The sequence below is a fragment of the Paenibacillus sp. J5 genome, assembly GCF_054955055.1.
Genome location: NZ_JBUEDD010000019.1, coordinates 53,412 through 69,865, shown reverse-complemented (window position 1 = coordinate 69,865; position 16,454 = coordinate 53,412). Strand labels below are relative to the sequence as shown.

Below are 16,454 nucleotides of genomic sequence, written 5' to 3'. Positions count from 1 at the left end.
GGCTTCAGCTTGGGCTGTATGGGGGAGTGAAGCGGAACGAAGAAGCTGATTCCGAACCTCCACGGTCCCCCATGATGAATGCGATAGCCGCAACCCTGCGCTGCGCTCTCGACTATCGCTTGTAGAAGCTGACAGCAGTATCATCAAGCAGCAGCACTCCATCCTTGCGGAGACGGCGCACCCGGCTAAGGATGATCATACGGGGGGCTAACGCCCACAGATGCCAGCTAATGAGGCTGATCATCGCCGATTCGTTGATCCAGGGGTAAGCTAGCGCCAAGGCGCACAGACCAATCCATAGTAAGTGACGGTGCAGTCTGCGAAACAACTGATGCTCGACCATAGCGATCGGTAGATAACCGATCCATGGCGCTTTATACCGCCAACCCCAACGACGATCCTCAGGCTCCTCTACTCGTATCATCGTTAGCCTAATAATGACCCAATGCAGCAGGTAGATGGATAATCCGCTTATGAGCCAGATGATTAGGCCGATATAGCCATACAACATTATCTGAAATATGCCTAAACCGGAGACAATGAGGGCATAGCTTGTTAAAGCTTCATTTTGGATATGGATTTTCTTAATGAGTTGGTAATGATAGATCGTAGCGTTCTCGTTAAGCTCTTCTAATCGCTGCACGTTGTTGCCCCTCCAGCTTGCTCCAGAGTCATATAGTATACATATCGGACGAAGGGCGGTTTAACTTTATGGTGATGAAGGAGGATGATGCGGGAACCAATTGTAAAATAGATGAATACGATGTAAAAAATCGCCCACAACCATCGATTCTTGTATGAAATCCTCATGAATCAGCTAGGGGCAACGAGACCCTTATTCAATTAATATTGAAAATCGCTATGAAACAAGTATACTTTCCTATCATTTGTGCCATAATGAAGGTATGCAAGACTATGAATAAAGGACGGGATAAACGATGGAAGAGGAATACCGTCAGACATGCTGCATCGTATGCAACCAGGAGAAGGATGAGGGAATATTTATTATGTCTGAATTCATCTGTGATGCGTGCGAAGCGGAGATGGTCAGAACAGATGTAAGGGATGCGAAATACCCTTTCTTCATTCATCAGCTACGGCGTATCTGGCTGCAAAAAAATGCATGATGTGCATAGAAGCAGACGTGATCTTCTCTTGTTCCCTTCGGTGTCTTCTGCGGTGTAAGAGTGAAATCTCTTGGGCGGCAGAAGGCTCCGAAGGGTTTTTGACGTGGTCAGGCTACACAATTTGCATCAATGATGCAGGAGGATATGGTAAAATTTAAATACTACTATGATATGTTGCATGATTAGAGAGGCTGATAATGAAGATGAATTCCTGGCATACTCCTTTGTTCGATATGTTATCTCAGCACGCTGCATTGAATCCGCTCAGCTTGCATGTGCCCGGTCATCAGTATGGTCACGTATTGCAGCAGCTTCCTCCTCAGGTGCGCGCCAGCTTTGAGAGCATAATGCGCCTGGATGTGACGGAGCTGTCGGTTACAGACGATCTACATCAACCGGAAGGAGCCATTCACGAGGCTCAGCAATTGGCAGCACAACTGTATGGCGCGGAGGAGACCTATTTTCTGATTGGAGGGAGCACCTCTGGCAATTTGGCGCTGCTGCTGAGCCAGTGTCCGCGAGATGCCATCCTGATCACACAGCGCAATGTTCATAAGTCGATTTTGAATGGCATCATGTTATCCGGCGCTCAGGCGGTATTTCTCTCTCCACAGCTTGACGCTGCCACTGGGCTGCCTACCGTACCTGCCTTGGCTGATCTGGAGCAAGCATTGTCCCTGTATCCGCAGGCAGCGGCTGTCCTATTGAGCAGCCCCAATTATTATGGTCAGGGTGTACACCTGCAAGCCTATGCCGAGCTAGTGCATCGCTATGGCATTCCGCTGCTCATCGATGAAGCGCACGGCGCCCATTACGGACTTCATCCGAAGCTGCCGGGGGGAGCCGTGAAGGCGGGAGCAGATGCGGTCGTACAATCGACACATAAGACGTTGCCTGCACTGACGATGGGTGCGATGCTTCATATCCAAGGGCCGCTTATCGATCGAGGCAGGCTGAGGCAGACACTAGCGGCCATTCAGTCTTCAAGTCCATCGTACCCGATCATGGCATCGCTTGATGTCGCCCGAGCAGCCTGTGCGCATCAGGGGGCGACGTTGTTTGACCGTGCGCTGGCCGTCTCCATCAGCCTCCGCCAAGCGATATGCGAGCAGTTGCCCTGGGTGGGGGCAGTGGCGGGGGGCTTAGGTGCATCATGTTCCGTTCCAGAGGATGGGCAATCCAACGATCAACCACCGTCTGCGCAGGTACAACAAGCGGCAGTGGACACGGTCGATCCTCTACGCCTGTGCATCTATGATCGCACGGATGGCATATCCGGCTACGACTGGCAGAAGCAGTTGGAGCGCGAAGGGATATGGGCGGAGATGGCAGATACGCGCTACTGCGTGTTGCTCATTGGTTTATCCGTTGGCGATGCCGAGGCGAGCCGTATGCTGCGGGCACTACATGCGATCTCCGAGCGATGTCGATTGAAGGAACGATGGATTGAGGCAGCGAGTGATCATGCTTCAGAGACAGCGGCGGAGAGTATAGAGGCAGCATCTGCTGTGCCAGCGAGCCGCCAGAAGCAGATGTATGGCGGAATGGCTACGATATGGAGCGCATCTCCCTCTCGCATCTCTGAGCCTGTACGCTTGTCGTGGCTTGACCGTTCATCAGAGGCTACGGAGCAGGTGAGGCTGCAGGATAGTGCAGGGAAAATTTGTGCAGAGATGATCACGCCTTATCCTCCCGGCATACCTATATTGTATCCGGGCGAGCGACTTACTCCAGAGGTGATTGCTGTTATTAGCAGTCTAGCGGGGCAGGGAGCGAAGTTCCAGGGGGCATCTGATCCGACTATGATGCGTATCAAGGTGTATTAAGTGGCTTGATGTAAATGGGAGGATTGCAGCGACCCAGCGATTCATCGTTTACCGGGACGAGCGGCTTTGTTACAATAGATGAGATACTGAAACGATTAGGAGCATTGGCTTTGAACGATAAACGAATGGATTCAACCCATGTCCAGCAGTTGTCCACGCTGTCCGGGCTGCGATTACCTTCGGGATGCTTCATTACGGTGGAGGGTGGAGAGGGTGCAGGCAAGACGACGCTGATCAGCGAACTGGAGCACCGTCTGAGTGAGGCTGGCGTTCCGGTGGTAACGACGAGAGAGCCGGGAGGAATCGCGATCGCGGAGGAGATTCGCGGCGTTATTCTAAATGCTCGCCATACGGCGATGGATGCAAGAACGGAAGCGCTCTTGTATGCCGCCGCGCGCAGACAGCATCTTGTAGAGAAGGTTGTGCCTGCATTACAGCAGGGGGCTGTTGTCATCTGCGATCGTTTCATCGACAGCAGCTTGGCGTATCAGGGCTATGCCAGAGGGCTTGGCATGGAGCCCGTGTGGGAGATTAACCGCTTCGCTATAGGCGAGACGATGCCGGATCTGACCTTATGGATGGATATTGAGCCAGCGCTAGGACTGCAGCGTATTCATCGCGATGGGGCACGGGAGCTCAATCGTCTTGACCTGGAGGGACTGCGATTCCATGAGCAGGTTCGTGAGGGCTATCAACGGGTATATGAATTGTATTCGGAACGGATCGTCCGCCTGGACGCGTCACTATCTGCCGAGCAGGTGCTGGAGCAGGCGATTGCAGCTGTTATCCAGAGATTCGCAAGGTAGTGAAACCGTTCCTTCCATTAAAGGTTTTTCTACGTCTCATGTCTAATTATATATAATAGTAGAAAAGCGTAGATACTACGTCGTACAGCTCCATGAGGGCGAAGTGCACGTAACCGTTATAGAGGTCGCAGACGCGGATAACAAGTCGATACGAGGGAGGGTTTACGATGAAATTAGTGATCGCGATTGTGCAGGACAAGGATAGCAACCGTCTGTCGAATGCGCTCGTGAAGGAAGGATTTCGCGCGACCAAGCTGGCCAGTACAGGTGGATTTCTGAAAGCGGGCAATACGACGTTTATGATCGGGATTGAGGATGAGCGGGTGTCTGAGGTCATGCATGTCATTCGCTCCAATTGCAAAATACGCGACCAATTAGTCACCCCGGTTACGCCGATGGGAGGCACTACGGATTCCTATATTCCTTTTCCTGTCGAGGTGCAAGTTGGCGGAGCTGCTGTCTTCGTCGTCCCAGTAGAACGATTCGAACATTATTGATCGGGTGTGACGGTAGAGATGAAAATTAACCCCGGTTTTCGACCGCTCGGTCAGGAACGGGCGCGGGCGGATCTCAGCTCTCGCCCTTCCAATCCGATGAACTTTGCAGATGTGATGGGGCAGCAGGACCATCTGAGAACCCAGGAACAGCTCCAGAAGAAGCTGCAGGACATTCATAACCAGGGCGAGCGGCTGACCAAGTCCATGACCGTGCGCGAATTGACCGTGTACAAGCAGATGGTCAAGAGGTTTCTGGAGGATACGCTGCGGCGCGGCGTAGGCCTCAAGGAGACGAAGGGCTGGGATCGGCGCGGACGAACCAAGCGGTATAAGCTGCTTGAGGAGATTGACGCTGTCCTGATCAGCATGGGGGAGGAGCTGCTGGAGACGGAGCAAGGCAGGATTGAGCTGCTGGAGCGGGTCGGCGAGATTAGAGGTCTGCTGATCAATTATTTTTTTTGAGGAGCAGTACAAGCGATGTCATTCCAGAACATTGTTGGACAAGAAAATGCGAAGCGAATATTGCAGCAGGCGCTGGAGCGCAAGCAGGTATCCCATGCTTATCTGTTCAGCGGCCCGTCTGGCACGGGGAAACGTGCAACTGCAATGGCATTTGCCAAAGCGCTGTTCTGTGAGCGTAATGGAACGGATGCGTGCGGGGAGTGTCTGTCCTGCCGCAAGCTGGAGCATGGTAATCAGCCTAACCTGCTGCAGATTGCTCCAGACGGGGCAACGATCAAGATCGATCAGATTCGAGAGCTGCAGCATGAGCTATCCTATCGGCAGCAGGGACAGGAACGCAAGGTCTATATTCTCGAAGGAGCCGAGAAGCTGACGCTTCCAGCCGCCAACAGTCTGCTGAAATTTCTCGAAGAGCCCTCGTCTCCGATTACTGCCCTTTTGCTCACTGATAATGGGCAAGCGATTCTGCCTACGATTCGCTCCCGATCCCAGATCGTTCCCTTCCATCCGATGGCTCCTGCTGAGCTGCAGACGGCGTTGTTGAACGAGGGGCACCCGCCTCAGCTTGTCCGGGTTGCTGTTCATCTGGCCTCCGGTATGGATGCATGTCGGGAGATTATCCAACAAGAGGGGTTTGCAGAAACGAGAAACGTAGTGATACAATTAGGCAAGGAGAGCTTGACAAAGTATACAGCGGCTATGGTGACGCTGTCACAGAATGTATTCAAGTCAGGCTCCAGCCAGCAGCCAGAGCAGTTGATGTCGATGCTGCTGCTATGGTACAAGGATATGATTCACTATCAGACCGGCAGGGAAGATGTGATCGTCTACAACGACCAGTTGGAATGGATACGGAATCATGCCTTTGCGCGTTCGGCTGAAGGTTGGGTGTATTGTATGGAGTCTACGTTGGAGGCTGGCAAGCGGATCCGTGCGCATGTGGCGCCGCAGTTGGCCTTCGAGCAATTTCTGGTGAACCTTCAGGAGGGCAGAAGCCTTGTATAATGTTGTAGGTGTCCGCTTTAAGAAGGCGGGTAAAATATATTATTTTGACCCTGTAGAGCATGCAGTGGAGAAAAACCAGCATGTCATTGTCGAAACGGCAAGAGGGATTGAGTATGGAAAAGTCGTAGTCGGACAAAAGCAGGTGGAGGAGGAGGATGTTGTTCTTCCCTTGAAGAAGGTGATCCGAATCGCAGGAGACGCCGACGCCAAGGTGATGGAGGAGAACAGAAACGCTGCCAAAAATGCTTTTACTACCTGTATGGGCAAGATTCGCGATCATCAGTTGAAGATGAAGCTGGTGGATGTGGAGTTTACGTTTGATCGCAATAAAATTATTTTTTATTTCACGGCAGAGGGCAGAGTGGATTTCAGGGAGCTGGTGAAGGATCTTGCCAGTGTGTTCCGCACACGAATCGAGCTGCGCCAGATCGGCGTCCGTGATGAGGCCAAGATGCTGGGAGGCATCGGGCCGTGCGGCAGAATATTGTGCTGCTCCTCCTGGCTTGGTGATTTTGAGCCGGTGTCCATCAAGATGGCGAAGGATCAGAACCTGTCGCTCAACCCGACCAAAATATCTGGTCTGTGCGGACGGCTGATGTGCTGTCTGAAATACGAGCATGATAATTATGAGAGCATTCGCGAGGAGCTGCCGGCTACCGGCAAGGTCGTTATTACCTCGCTTGGCGAAGGAAAGGTTACGGGCATTAACGCTTCTGCGCGGACGGTCTATGTTCAACTGTTCGAGACGGGAGGCAAACCGAAAGAGCTGCCTTTTGATGATGTTGTGGTAAAATAATCGACGATTTTGCGCGGTACTCTGGGGTGGGGACTTGGAGAATCATAATTTATTCAAACGAATGGATCAATTAGAAACACATGTCGGCGGGCTGCACACCGAGCTTGGTGAGATGAAGCTATTGATTAAAGCGCTACTTGAAGAGAATAAACGCCTCAGCATAGAAAACCAACAGCTTAGAGACCTGTTCAAGCGTGAATCCCTGCATGTGGTCGATGAAGCCTCTGTTGAAGAGGTGGAGCAGGCTCCACAGATGCAGCAAGAGACATCTGACGGCAGTGCAGGCTTCACCAGCAGGGAGACGCCCGCGGTTGGTGAGGGACATGACAATCTGGCTCGGTTGTATCATGAGGGTTTTCATATTTGCAATGTATATTATGGACATCTGCGCACGGAGGGAGACTGTCTGTTCTGTCTCTCATTCCTGAACAAGGATTGATGACAGGAAGGTTGAATCCGGTGCAGACCCCTATTACTTAATAGGTAGGTTGAAGAAGACCCCATGTGTGGGTCTTCTTTCAATTCGATGCGCAATTGGCGGCATATCGCCTTCAATTCATCCGTTGCGCATGGTGGAGGAGGAGCATGGATATGGAGAGGGTGAAGGCAGAGCTGCTGCCGTCGGAGCGGCTGGATGATCTGTTAACCCACGAGTTGCATATTATTCAGAGCCCGGAGGTATTCAGCTTCTCAATGGATGCCGTGCTGCTGGCCAGATTCGCCAGTGTACCTCGCAAAGGTCAGATCCTTGATCTATGCACGGGCAACGGGGTCATTCCACTGCTGCTGAGCACACGCACCCAGGCGAGGATCGATGCGGTGGAGATTCAGCCGCGGCTGGCCGATATGGCGCGGCGCAGTGTGCAATGGAACGGACTAGAGGAGCAAATCCGCATCGTTCAGGGGGATCTGCGCAGCTATCATCTGGAGCAGGGGTATGGGGTTTACGATCTGGTGACAGTCAACCCCCCTTACATGCCAGCGAGCACTGGCGACCAAAATTCAAATGAGCATATGGCCATTGCCCGCCATGAGATTCACTGTACGCTGCAAGAGGTCGCGGCAGCGTGCTCGCGCCTGGTGCGGACTGGCGGCAAGGTCGCTATGGTGCACCGACCGTCGCGGCTCGCTGAGATTATCGATGCGATGAGAGCTGTGCGGCTGGAGCCCAAGCGGCTGCGCATGGTGCATCCGCATGCTGAGGCTGAGGCCAATATGGTGCTGATCGAGGCTTCGCGGGATGGCAAGCCGGAGCTGAGGGTGCTGCCGCCGCTCATCGTGTATGATGCCAATCATCGTTATCAGCAGGAGCTAATGGAAATCTACTACGGGCAAGCGTCTCAAGAAGGCTAGCCGAAAGGATGAATATACGGTGGTAAAGGTGCAAAAGAGCTTTCAGGCCGGTCACGAGACGGGAACGCTCTATCTGGTTGCTACGCCTATCGGCAACCTGGAGGATATGACCTTCCGGGCGATTCGAACGCTGCGTGAGGCAGAGCTGATCGCGGCCGAGGATACCCGTCAGACTCGCAAGCTGTTGACACATTTTGAGATCGCAACCCGTCTGGTCAGCTATCATGAGCATAATAAGCAGGCCAGCGGTCAGGAGCTGATTCGCCTGTTGACGGAGGGCATGACGATCGCTCTGGTTAGCGATGCCGGCTTGCCTGCCATCTCTGACCCCGGCGCAGATCTCGTCCGTGAAGCTGTGGAGGCGGGTATCCCTGTCGTGCCAATCCCTGGAGCGAATGCAGCGCTCTCCTCCCTCATTATGTCCGGGCTGCCGACCGAGCGGTTTACCTTCGCCGGCTTCCCGCCGCGGGATAAGAAGCCGTTGCTTCTCTGGCTGGAGGAGCTGCGGAGCCAGCGTGGCACACTGCTGCTCTATGAATCGCCCCATCGCTTGAAGAAGACCTTGCAGGCGATGCTGGAGCAATGGGGGAACCGGAGACTGGCGATGACCCGTGAGCTCACGAAGAAGCATGAGGAGGCTGTACATGGTACGGTATCTGAATGCCTGGAATGGCTGGAGGAGCACCCGCCCCTGGGGGAATATTGCCTCGTGGTCGAGGGAGCGGACAGCGATGCGGCAGCGACTGGCGAGCAGGGGGCGGCATGGTGGTCGGATATGACGATCGAACAGCATGTCCATCACTATATGGAGCAGGCCCCGGGCCAAAGCCGCAAGGAAGCGATGAAGCAGGTCGGTAAGGATAGAGGGCTAAGCAAGCGGGACATCTATAATCAGATTATGATTAAAGAGGATGATACGGAAACGCAGCATTAGGAATGGGACGAGTGTACGTAACGAGTGTACGCCGTGCGCAGCGGCCTGATGGGACAACGGACGGCAAGGTCAAGCAGGAGGAATACCTACTTGTCCTTGCCGCCCGTGTCATTGTCACGCTGCTGGCGCACAAAAAAAGACCTTCCTGGCCGGGTTCTAGCACAGGAAGGCAACAAGGAGTATAAAAAGGTTAGAATTAACAATGTTGATTTTTTTATTATAACTTATTTTTTTTAATTTGTCACAGGTGTAGGCAATTCTGCTAAACATTCATGACAAACTATTTTTCCTTTGAAGTAGGTAACATTCTCTGCATTGCCACAGAAGATACATGCAGGCTCATACTTTTTCAGCATGATGCGCTCGCCGTCTACATAAATCTCCAGTGCGTCCTTCTCACCTATCCCCAATGTACGGCGAAGCTCGATTGGAATAACTACCCGGCCCAGTTCGTCTACCTTACGGACAATACCCGTTGATTTCATCATGATCTATCGTTTCCCCTTCCAAACGGTTTCGTCATTATTCGACAAAAAACTACGTTTTCTGTTATCTATAATACCAACCTTTCCCATAATAGTCAACCCAAATTTTATCCCGAAAATGTGTTAAAATCTACTAATGTTACTATAAATATAACGAAATTCACGAAATATATGGGCAGAATTAGCGATAACAGATGGAAATGAAAGCTCGACACTATTCGACATAATGCATTATACATTGTCGAAATAAAGCCGAGTATCTACTGTAATTGTCGACATGTGACATCTTGTATTGTACAAATTTTTTACAGCTACGAATATAGGGAAATAGTGGAAGCTTGAGAAATAAGGCTTAAGCTTGCATTTTGACTGAAAATCCAACATGATACAGACAGATGGTTTAATATGCCAGGCCTATGCTTGCGCGACTAGAGAGGTGACAAGAATGACACAGGAGCATCAGCTACCCGAAGAGAAAGTATTCAAAGATCCCGTACACAAATATATCTACGTGCAGGACGAGCTGATCTGGGATTTGATCAACACGAAGGAGTTCCAGCGGCTGCGGCGCATCCGACAGCTCGGCACCTCCTACCTTACATTTCATGGCGCGGAGCACAGCCGTTTCTCCCATTCGCTGGGTGTATATGAGATTACCCGCAAGATCATTTCACAATTTGAACGCAACGGGTATGCCGATTGGCCGCGCGAGGAAAAGTACGTATCCCTCTGTGCAGCACTGCTCCATGATCTGGGACATGGCCCTTTCTCCCATTCCATTGAGCAGGTCTTCGATCTGCACCATGAGGGCTGGACATGTCGATTCCTGCTGGAGGATACGGAGGTCAATCGCGTGCTGCGGCGTGTGTCGGAGGATCTCCCCGAGCGGGTGGCCGCTGTCATCCGCAAGACCTATGACAAGCCAATCGTCATCAGTCTCGTATCCAGCCAGATGGATGCGGATCGAATGGATTATTTGCTGCGGGATGCTTATTTTACCGGGGTCAACTACGGCACGTTCGATCTGGAGCGCATCTTGCGTGTGCTGCGGCCTCATCAAGGGAAGATCGTCGTGAAGGAAAGCGGCATGCATGCTGTTGAAGATTATTTGATGTCCCGGTACCAGATGTACTGGCAGGTGTACTTCCATCCGGTCACTCGCAGCTCTGAGATTATATTGCGTCAAATATTCAGGCGGGCGAAGGAGCTGTACCACGAAGGCTATCGCTTCACCTATCTGCCGCGTCCCATGCAGCGGCTGCTCATGGACGAGCTGTCACTACAGGATTATTTCCTGTTGGACGAGGCGATGGCGCAGACGGCATTCATACAGTGGACGGAGGAGGCAGATCATCTGCTGTCCGATCTATGCCTTCGTTTCCTTCATCGGCGATTGTATAAATATATAACCATGGATCAAGAGGATGAAGCATTGTGGCATGAGATTCGCTGTGATTTTGCCGCTGCCGGATTGCGGCCGGAGTATCATCTGGAGATTGACTTCCCGTTCGATCTGCCCTACGATGTGTACCAGCCTGGCAAGGCAGAGGGGGAGGAGAAGCCGCCTATCCTGCTCTTGGGTATGAATCATCAATTGTCTGAAATATCGGGGAAGTCTGACATTATTCGGTCTATTACAGGGCTTCATCTTGGAAAATATCACCTATATTACCCGGACGATCTGCTACGTGCCCATGCGAACAAGCTCCGTCCCTCCATTCGCGAGTTGTTCGGTGTATAGCTTGTATTTATAGAAGAAAAGGGGTTTTAACTTTGTTGATTGATACACATGCGCATCTGGATTCCGCCCGTTTCGACAATGATCGTGAGCTCGTCCTGCAACGAGCCAAAGAAGCCGGAGTGGAGCGAATATTAAATGTTGGATTTAACCGGGAGACCATCCCTTCGACAATATCTCTAGCAGAAGCCCATGATTCGATCTATGCGATTGTCGGATGGCATCCAGTTGACAGTATTGATATGCAGCCCCAGGATTTGGACTGGATTCGAGAGCTATCGAGTCATCCGAAAGTAGTAGCAATTGGTGAAATTGGATTGGATTATCACTGGGATACGTCCCCAAAGGACGTGCAGCATCGTGTATTTAGAGAGCAGATAAGATTGGCAAAGGAGGTAAATAAACCAATCGTTATTCATAATCGCGATGCCCATGAAGACATTGTGCGCATCCTGAAGGAGGAGCGCGCGGATGAGGTCGGAGGGGTCATGCACTGCTTCTCTGGAAGCTGGGAAACAGCCAAATTATGTCTGGATATGAACTTCTATATTTCCTTCGGCGGACCGGTGACATTCAAGAATGCAAGGGTACCCAAAGAGGTCATGGAAAGGGTTCCAATCGATCGTATATTGATTGAGACAGACGCTCCTTATCTCGCCCCTCATCCGTACCGCGGCAAGCGCAATGAATCGGCTTATGTACGTATGGTGGCGGAGGCCGCAGCAGAAATTAAAGGGATAACTTTGGAAGAGATTGCTAAAATTACGACCCGAAATGCAGAGCTTTGTTTTCGTCTACCTCAAAAATAGAAAAGAATCTGAGAAATAAAGACCTATGGGGTGATAAAACTCAATTTGTTCGGTGAATTTGCATTAATATTGCGAGTTTTTCCTGAAAATTCGTTTAAATCGCATTTTTAATGATCTTTACAATGGGCCACGAAAGAGGGTATGATTTTTCTCAGAGCTTGAATATGTATTGGATTTCCAATTTTGCTTAATTCCTTTGTTCGGTCTTACGGCGTGTCCGAAATCGTGCAAAGGAAGCGGGGGAACCATTGTTGTTCAGGGGTGAATTTGGTACGTGTCCGGAAACCTTCGCATCCGGTTCGAACCGATAGGGCGACTCTCTTGCCCGAACCCGTCAGCTAACCTCGTCAGCATGTAAGAGAGAGATCAACCTCGTGCCCACAATCCATGGTGAATACAACTTGCCTGGAAGCCACGAAACAGATCCTCTGTCGCGGGCTTCTTTTTATTTTTGAATATCTATTCAGAGGGCGACATAGGGTTAATCATGGAGGTGGGGAATCGGCGAGCTACTAGGAATGCGTGCTTGCACGCTAATCTACAATAGTCGCGTCATTTGAGATCATGCGTAACAGTTGACGGCGGGGCTATGAAGGAGGACCGAGGAAGTGGGCATGTTCCAACTCAAGGATACCCATGATAAACGATCATCCAGCATGTCTTTCGCATTGCGATGGAAGCATGAAAATTTGCGTTTGATTGTTCTAAGTGCTATTATCTCAATCGCTATGACTTTCATGTTACTGGTGTTGCTGTACGGTACGGCTTACAAGAGCGTATCGCTCGTAGTCAATGGACAAGAAACCGTTGTTTCGACGAAACAGTGGGTCCTGCAGCGCCTGTTGGATGAACAAGCTATTACAGTCGGGGAACACGACAAAATCTCGATGCCGCTTGATGCGGACATCAAGGACGGGGCCCGGATTGTAATTGACCAGGCTATACCGGTGACGGTTAGGGCAGACGGTACAACGAAGACATTCTACACCACAGAAAGAACCGTGAAAGCGGCGATCGAGGATTTGAATATTTCGCTTTCAGACGACGATAAGATCATGCCTGCCTTGACAGAAGAGCTAGAGGCTAATGAGACCGTATCGATCGTTCGTGTAGATAAACAGGTTGCCAAGACAGAGCAGTCGGTGCCGTTCGAAGTGGTGAAGAAGAATGATCCGACGCTCGAGGAAGGCAAGGAGAAGGTCGTACAGGCCGGCAAGGAAGGTCTGCTCGTGGAACAATACGAGAAGGTCTATGAGGATGGTCAGCTCGTATCAGAGAAGCTGGTTACGAAGACCATCGAGTCGAAGAGCGTTGATCAGATCATCGCCATCGGCACGAAGAAGAAGCCGGAGGTTATGGTTGCTTCCGCGGACGCAGGTACTGGCGCAGCGCAGACCGTAACCAAGTCAGGCGTTACCTTCAAGGCGAAGAAGGTGCTCAAGAGTGTAACACTGACCGCTTATTCGGCGGGTGTAGCTTCGACGGGCAAGGATGAGAGCCACCCGCTGTATGGCATTACAGCCTCGGGAGCGACGGTGCAGGAGGGACAGACGATTGCTGTCGATCCTGATGTCATTCCCATGGGCTGGTGGGTATACATCGAAGGGGTGGGCTTCCGCCGGGCAGAGGATACCGGAGGAGCTATTAAGGGCAACAAGATCGATGTTTACTTCGATAGTGAGTCCCATGTGAAGAAGTTCGGTCGCAAAAAAGGGCATACCGTGTATGTGATTGGCCCTAACAAGCCCAAATCGAGTTAATACCGGCGGTGCCTCAAGCTCTGCAAGACTTTTTATTGACTGTGCTCTAATCATATCGTAATTTCGATGCAAATATGTCATGATAAGAAGAGGCGATGCCTCTTCTTTTTTTGATTGATAATTAAAGCTTAGACGGACAGAGGGAAGGTTCAAATGATTAAGGAAGTTATCGTTGTAGAGGGCAAGGATGATACGATTGCGATAAAACGAGCGGTCGAAGCCGATACGATCGAAACGGGCGGCTCTGCGATCGGGGAGGCTGTGCTGCGTCGAATCGAGCTGGCTATGGAGCGGCGGGGGATCATTATCTTCACCGATCCCGACCATGCCGGAGAGCGTATCCGCAAGATCGTAGCGGCCCGGGTACCAGGCTGCAAGCACGCCTTTCTCGCGCAGGAGGAGGCGCTGTACAAAGGGGATATTGGCGTGGAGAACGCCTCGCCTGAGGCAATCGTGCGTGCGCTCAGCAATGTTCGGACAGAATATACGGAGCAGATGCAGCCGTCCACGCCGCAGATCGAGTGGAGTGATCTGGTGGACGCCGGTCTGCTCGTTCACCCGGATGCGGCGCGCAGAAGGCTGCTGATGGGCAATCTGCTTGGCATCGGATATGCCAACGGCAAGCAGTTCTTCAAGCGATGCACCATGTTCCGCATCTCGGCAGAGGAATTTGGCGCTGCGCTGGCACAGATGGAGGAGACGCTGGGGCAATCAGAACAGGATTAAGGGGAGACAGGGATGAGCAAGCAGGTGGGACAGGATGCTGCGCTTCAGGTGGCTACACCGAAGCGGACGAAGGAGATTATTGCAAGGCACGGATTCTCGTTCAAGAAGAGTCTGGGGCAAAACTTCTTGATCGATCAAAATATTCTCGATAAAATCGTGGCGGCTGCTGAATTGGACAAGACCAAGGGGGCGCTGGAGATCGGGCCTGGCATCGGCGCGTTGACCCAGAAGCTGGCCGATGCGGCCAAGGTAGTGACAGCGGTCGAGATTGATAACCGTCTGATTCCGATTCTCTCGGAGGTGCTGGAGGGCCAATCTCATGTGGAGGTCGTCCATGGCGATGTGCTGAAGCTGGATCTGCGGGCGCTGATGGAGCGGCGCTATGCAGATACGACGGGGGTCAGCGTAGTCGCCAACCTCCCGTATTATGTGACGACGCCGATCCTGATGAAGCTGCTTGAGGAGCGGCTGCCGCTTGAGCATATCGTGGTGATGATTCAGAAGGAGGTGGCCGAGCGGATGGCCGCACGGCCAGGAGGCAAGACCTATGGGAGTCTCAGCGTGGCGGTGCAATATTATTGCGAGCCGGAGCTTGTCTGTACGGTGCCGCATACGGTATTCATCCCGCAGCCCAACGTAGACTCGGCTGTCATCAAGCTGTCGCTGCGCAGCGCGCCGCCCGTACAGGTCAGTGACGAAGCGTTCTTCTTCCGCGTCGTGCAGGGGAGCTTTGCGCAGCGTCGCAAGACGCTCAGCAATAATCTGGGCGCGCTCGTGGGCAAGGAGCATCGCGAGGCGCTCCAGCAATTACTCAACGGCTGCGGAGTGGACCCTGGACGCCGCGGCGAGACGTTGAGTCTGGAGGAGTTCGCGCGCATCAGCGAGGCGCTGCTGGAGAGCGGTCTTGTTGCACAGATCAATTAATATTTAAGATCACCAATCCGGCTATTTGCCCATAGGATAGACGAAGAGGTGATCTATTCATGAAGCCAGGCGATCTGGTCGTGCGCCATTCCTACGGCGGCGATGTGTTGTTCCGTATCGAAGCTGTTCGTAATGCGTCCGCGATATTGAGGGGGGCGGATTACCGTCTGCTGGCGGACGCCCCGATGAAGGATTTGTCGATTGTAACCCACCCTGAACTGACGGATGCATCCAAGCAGGTTCGCATTAAGGAAGCCCAGACAACAGACCGGATACAGCAGCAGCAGCTTCATCAGCAGATGAGCTGGATTGACCGTCAGAGCCAGCCGGGACAGCCCTCCTATTTTGAGGTGCCAGGTGTGGTGCTGCATCTCGATGGCGATGCCAATTATATGAAGAAGAGCATGCAGCTCTATTCGACGATGCGCGTGCCTGCGCATGGCATCTATGTGCATGAATCGCGTATGGCGGAGATGGTTCATCGTCTGCTGCCGCAGGTGAAGCCGGACATTATCGTCATTACCGGTCATGACGGCGTATTGAAGCATCGCAACCCGCAGAGCGGATATTACAGCCTGGGCGGCTACAAAAACTCCCAAAATTTTGTTAATGCCGTGCAGGTTGCCCGGGATTATGAGAAAAGCATGGATGGACTCATCGTGATTGCAGGTGCCTGTCAATCCCATTACGAGGCATTGCTGCATGCGGGAGCGAACTTTGCCAGCTCGCCTGGCCGTATCCTGATCCATGCACTCGATCCGGTCTATGTGGCGATCAAGGCGAGCTATACGCCGTTCAAGGATACGATCAATCTGCCGGAAGTGATTAGCGGAACCATCAGCGGCATGGATGGCGTAGGCGGCATTGAGACACGTGGTCGATACCGGTTGGGACTGCCCCGTCCCAAGGCGCAATCGCAGCCGGCGGCAATGCCTTATTCAAGCATGCAGGCATAGTAAGAGGGCTGCATTCGACCTGCTGCCGGCTGAGCTGGGTTGTCTGTAGCCCAAGCAGCAGAAGAGTTAGCTTTCCTGGGACGAGGAGCTCGTTTCGGGAGAGCTTTTTGCTATGCGTGTTCAAGCGCGCCGATGGAATCTTGTTCTGGGTTGGCGTCTGCTTCATTTTCATTGGTATCGCAAGAAAAAATAAAAAAAGTTCATTGACAAAAACTTTAGAATACTGCTATAATATTTCCTTCGTTTGACA

The 16,454-nt window shown here is 52.1% G+C and carries 18 protein-coding genes and 1 riboswitch; of the genes, 16 read left to right on the top strand and 2 right to left on the bottom strand.

The features are described 5' to 3' along the window. Nucleotides 1–112: 112 nt before the first annotated feature. Nucleotides 113–643, bottom strand: a complete 531-nt coding sequence (locus tag ACY1JZ_RS25385; protein WP_270167042.1) for a transposase — start codon at nt 641–643, stop codon at nt 113–115. Between the two features lie 295 nt (nt 644–938). Here ACY1JZ_RS25385 and ACY1JZ_RS25380 point away from each other — a divergent pair, with 295 nt between their 5' ends. The 10 genes from ACY1JZ_RS25380 (at nt 939) to rsmI (ending at nt 8,806) form a co-directional block, all read left to right on the top strand. Further along, nucleotides 939–1,127 (top strand): sigma factor G inhibitor Gin, encoded by a 189-nt coding sequence (locus ACY1JZ_RS25380; protein WP_270167043.1) that lies wholly within the window; start codon nt 939–941, stop codon nt 1,125–1,127. Nucleotides 1,128–1,324: 197 nt separating this feature from the next. Next, nucleotides 1,325–2,953, top strand: coding sequence for an aminotransferase class I/II-fold pyridoxal phosphate-dependent enzyme (locus tag ACY1JZ_RS25375; RefSeq protein ID WP_462631535.1), 1,629 nt, complete (start codon nt 1,325–1,327; stop codon nt 2,951–2,953). A 125-nt stretch (nt 2,954–3,078) separates the two neighbouring features. Next, nucleotides 3,079–3,759, top strand: coding sequence for a dTMP kinase (gene tmk, locus ACY1JZ_RS25370; protein WP_462631536.1), 681 nt, complete (start codon nt 3,079–3,081; stop codon nt 3,757–3,759). Between the two features lie 167 nt (nt 3,760–3,926). Then, nucleotides 3,927–4,256, top strand: a complete 330-nt coding sequence (darA, locus tag ACY1JZ_RS25365) for a cyclic di-AMP receptor DarA (RefSeq protein ID WP_270167045.1) — start codon at nt 3,927–3,929, stop codon at nt 4,254–4,256. Nucleotides 4,257–4,274: 18 nt separating this feature from the next. Continuing rightward, a complete protein-coding gene (locus ACY1JZ_RS25360) occupies nt 4,275–4,718 on the top strand; it encodes a YaaR family protein (protein ID WP_270167046.1) in 444 nt (147 codons plus the stop codon). Between the two features lie 15 nt (nt 4,719–4,733). Continuing rightward, the gene (gene holB / locus ACY1JZ_RS25355; protein ID WP_270167048.1) at nt 4,734–5,723 is read left to right on the top strand and encodes a DNA polymerase III subunit delta'; all 990 of its coding nucleotides are present in this window, start codon (nt 4,734–4,736) and stop codon (nt 5,721–5,723) included. After that, nucleotides 5,716–6,519 carry a PSP1 domain-containing protein gene (locus ACY1JZ_RS25350; RefSeq protein WP_270167050.1) on the top strand — a complete coding sequence of 268 codons (804 nt, stop codon included), beginning with the start codon at nt 5,716–5,718 and terminating at the stop codon, nt 6,517–6,519. The genes holB and ACY1JZ_RS25350 overlap by 8 nt, the downstream gene beginning before the upstream one ends. Before the next feature lie 61 nt (nt 6,520–6,580). Continuing rightward, nucleotides 6,581–6,958, top strand: coding sequence for an initiation-control protein YabA (locus ACY1JZ_RS25345; protein ID WP_442954936.1), 378 nt, complete (start codon nt 6,581–6,583; stop codon nt 6,956–6,958). 152 nt (nt 6,959–7,110) lie between these two features. Then, nucleotides 7,111–7,872 carry a tRNA1(Val) (adenine(37)-N6)-methyltransferase gene (locus ACY1JZ_RS25340; protein ID WP_462631533.1) on the top strand — a complete coding sequence of 254 codons (762 nt, stop codon included), beginning with the start codon at nt 7,111–7,113 and terminating at the stop codon, nt 7,870–7,872. A 19-nt stretch (nt 7,873–7,891) separates the two neighbouring features. Beyond that, complete coding sequence (rsmI, locus tag ACY1JZ_RS25335; RefSeq protein WP_462631531.1) at nt 7,892–8,806, top strand: 16S rRNA (cytidine(1402)-2'-O)-methyltransferase; 915 nt, start codon at nt 7,892–7,894, stop codon at nt 8,804–8,806. Nucleotides 8,807–9,039: 233 nt separating this feature from the next. Here the strand turns inward: rsmI and ACY1JZ_RS25330 are convergent, their stop codons facing one another. After that, complete coding sequence (locus tag ACY1JZ_RS25330; protein ID WP_270167054.1) at nt 9,040–9,294, bottom strand: AbrB/MazE/SpoVT family DNA-binding domain-containing protein; 255 nt, start codon at nt 9,292–9,294, stop codon at nt 9,040–9,042. Between the two features lie 442 nt (nt 9,295–9,736). Between ACY1JZ_RS25330 and ACY1JZ_RS25325 the strand changes: the two genes are divergently transcribed. The 6 genes from ACY1JZ_RS25325 (at nt 9,737) to yabG (ending at nt 16,204) form a co-directional block, all read left to right on the top strand. Beyond that, nucleotides 9,737–11,032 (top strand): HD domain-containing protein, encoded by a 1,296-nt coding sequence (locus ACY1JZ_RS25325; protein ID WP_462631530.1) that lies wholly within the window; start codon nt 9,737–9,739, stop codon nt 11,030–11,032. A gap of 32 nt (nt 11,033–11,064) precedes the next feature. Beyond that, entirely contained in the window at nt 11,065–11,838 is a 774-nt protein-coding gene (locus tag ACY1JZ_RS25320; RefSeq protein ID WP_462631529.1) for a TatD family hydrolase, read from the top strand. 204 nt (nt 11,839–12,042) lie between these two features. Further along, a riboswitch (cyclic di-AMP (ydaO/yuaA leader) is annotated at nt 12,043–12,206 on the top strand. 240 nt (nt 12,207–12,446) lie between these two features. Beyond that, the gene (locus ACY1JZ_RS25315) at nt 12,447–13,598 is read left to right on the top strand and encodes a resuscitation-promoting factor (protein ID WP_270167059.1); all 1,152 of its coding nucleotides are present in this window, start codon (nt 12,447–12,449) and stop codon (nt 13,596–13,598) included. Nucleotides 13,599–13,751: 153 nt separating this feature from the next. Beyond that, the gene (gene rnmV, locus ACY1JZ_RS25310; protein WP_462631527.1) at nt 13,752–14,324 is read left to right on the top strand and encodes a ribonuclease M5; all 573 of its coding nucleotides are present in this window, start codon (nt 13,752–13,754) and stop codon (nt 14,322–14,324) included. A 12-nt stretch (nt 14,325–14,336) separates the two neighbouring features. Next, nucleotides 14,337–15,248 carry a 16S rRNA (adenine(1518)-N(6)/adenine(1519)-N(6))-dimethyltransferase RsmA gene (gene rsmA, locus ACY1JZ_RS25305; protein WP_462631526.1) on the top strand — a complete coding sequence of 304 codons (912 nt, stop codon included), beginning with the start codon at nt 14,337–14,339 and terminating at the stop codon, nt 15,246–15,248. A 59-nt stretch (nt 15,249–15,307) separates the two neighbouring features. Continuing rightward, nucleotides 15,308–16,204, top strand: coding sequence for a sporulation peptidase YabG (gene yabG / locus ACY1JZ_RS25300; protein WP_462631525.1), 897 nt, complete (start codon nt 15,308–15,310; stop codon nt 16,202–16,204). Nucleotides 16,205–16,454: the final 250 nt, after the last annotated feature.

What these genes read in the sequence shown, in the direction of transcription:
- ACY1JZ_RS25375 (WP_462631535.1), top strand. Translation starts at nt 1,325, where the DNA reads ATGAAGATGAATTCCTGGCATACTCCTTTGTTCGATATGTTATCTCAG.
- ACY1JZ_RS25340 (WP_462631533.1), top strand. Translation starts at nt 7,111, where the DNA reads ATGGAGAGGGTGAAGGCAGAGCTGCTGCCGTCGGAGCGGCTGGATGAT.
- yabG (WP_462631525.1), top strand. Translation starts at nt 15,308, where the DNA reads ATGAAGCCAGGCGATCTGGTCGTGCGCCATTCCTACGGCGGCGATGTG.
- ACY1JZ_RS25360 (WP_270167046.1), top strand. Translation starts at nt 4,275, where the DNA reads ATGAAAATTAACCCCGGTTTTCGACCGCTCGGTCAGGAACGGGCGCGG.
- holB (WP_270167048.1), top strand. Translation starts at nt 4,734, where the DNA reads ATGTCATTCCAGAACATTGTTGGACAAGAAAATGCGAAGCGAATATTG.
- ACY1JZ_RS25330 (WP_270167054.1), bottom strand. Translation starts at nt 9,294, where the DNA reads ATGATGAAATCAACGGGTATTGTCCGTAAGGTAGACGAACTGGGCCGG.
- rsmA (WP_462631526.1), top strand. Translation starts at nt 14,337, where the DNA reads ATGAGCAAGCAGGTGGGACAGGATGCTGCGCTTCAGGTGGCTACACCG.
- ACY1JZ_RS25325 (WP_462631530.1), top strand. Translation starts at nt 9,737, where the DNA reads ATGACACAGGAGCATCAGCTACCCGAAGAGAAAGTATTCAAAGATCCC.
- ACY1JZ_RS25345 (WP_442954936.1), top strand. Translation starts at nt 6,581, where the DNA reads ATGGATCAATTAGAAACACATGTCGGCGGGCTGCACACCGAGCTTGGT.
- darA (WP_270167045.1), top strand. Translation starts at nt 3,927, where the DNA reads ATGAAATTAGTGATCGCGATTGTGCAGGACAAGGATAGCAACCGTCTG.
- rnmV (WP_462631527.1), top strand. Translation starts at nt 13,752, where the DNA reads ATGATTAAGGAAGTTATCGTTGTAGAGGGCAAGGATGATACGATTGCG.
- tmk (WP_462631536.1), top strand. Translation starts at nt 3,079, where the DNA reads ATGGATTCAACCCATGTCCAGCAGTTGTCCACGCTGTCCGGGCTGCGA.
- ACY1JZ_RS25380 (WP_270167043.1), top strand. Translation starts at nt 939, where the DNA reads ATGGAAGAGGAATACCGTCAGACATGCTGCATCGTATGCAACCAGGAG.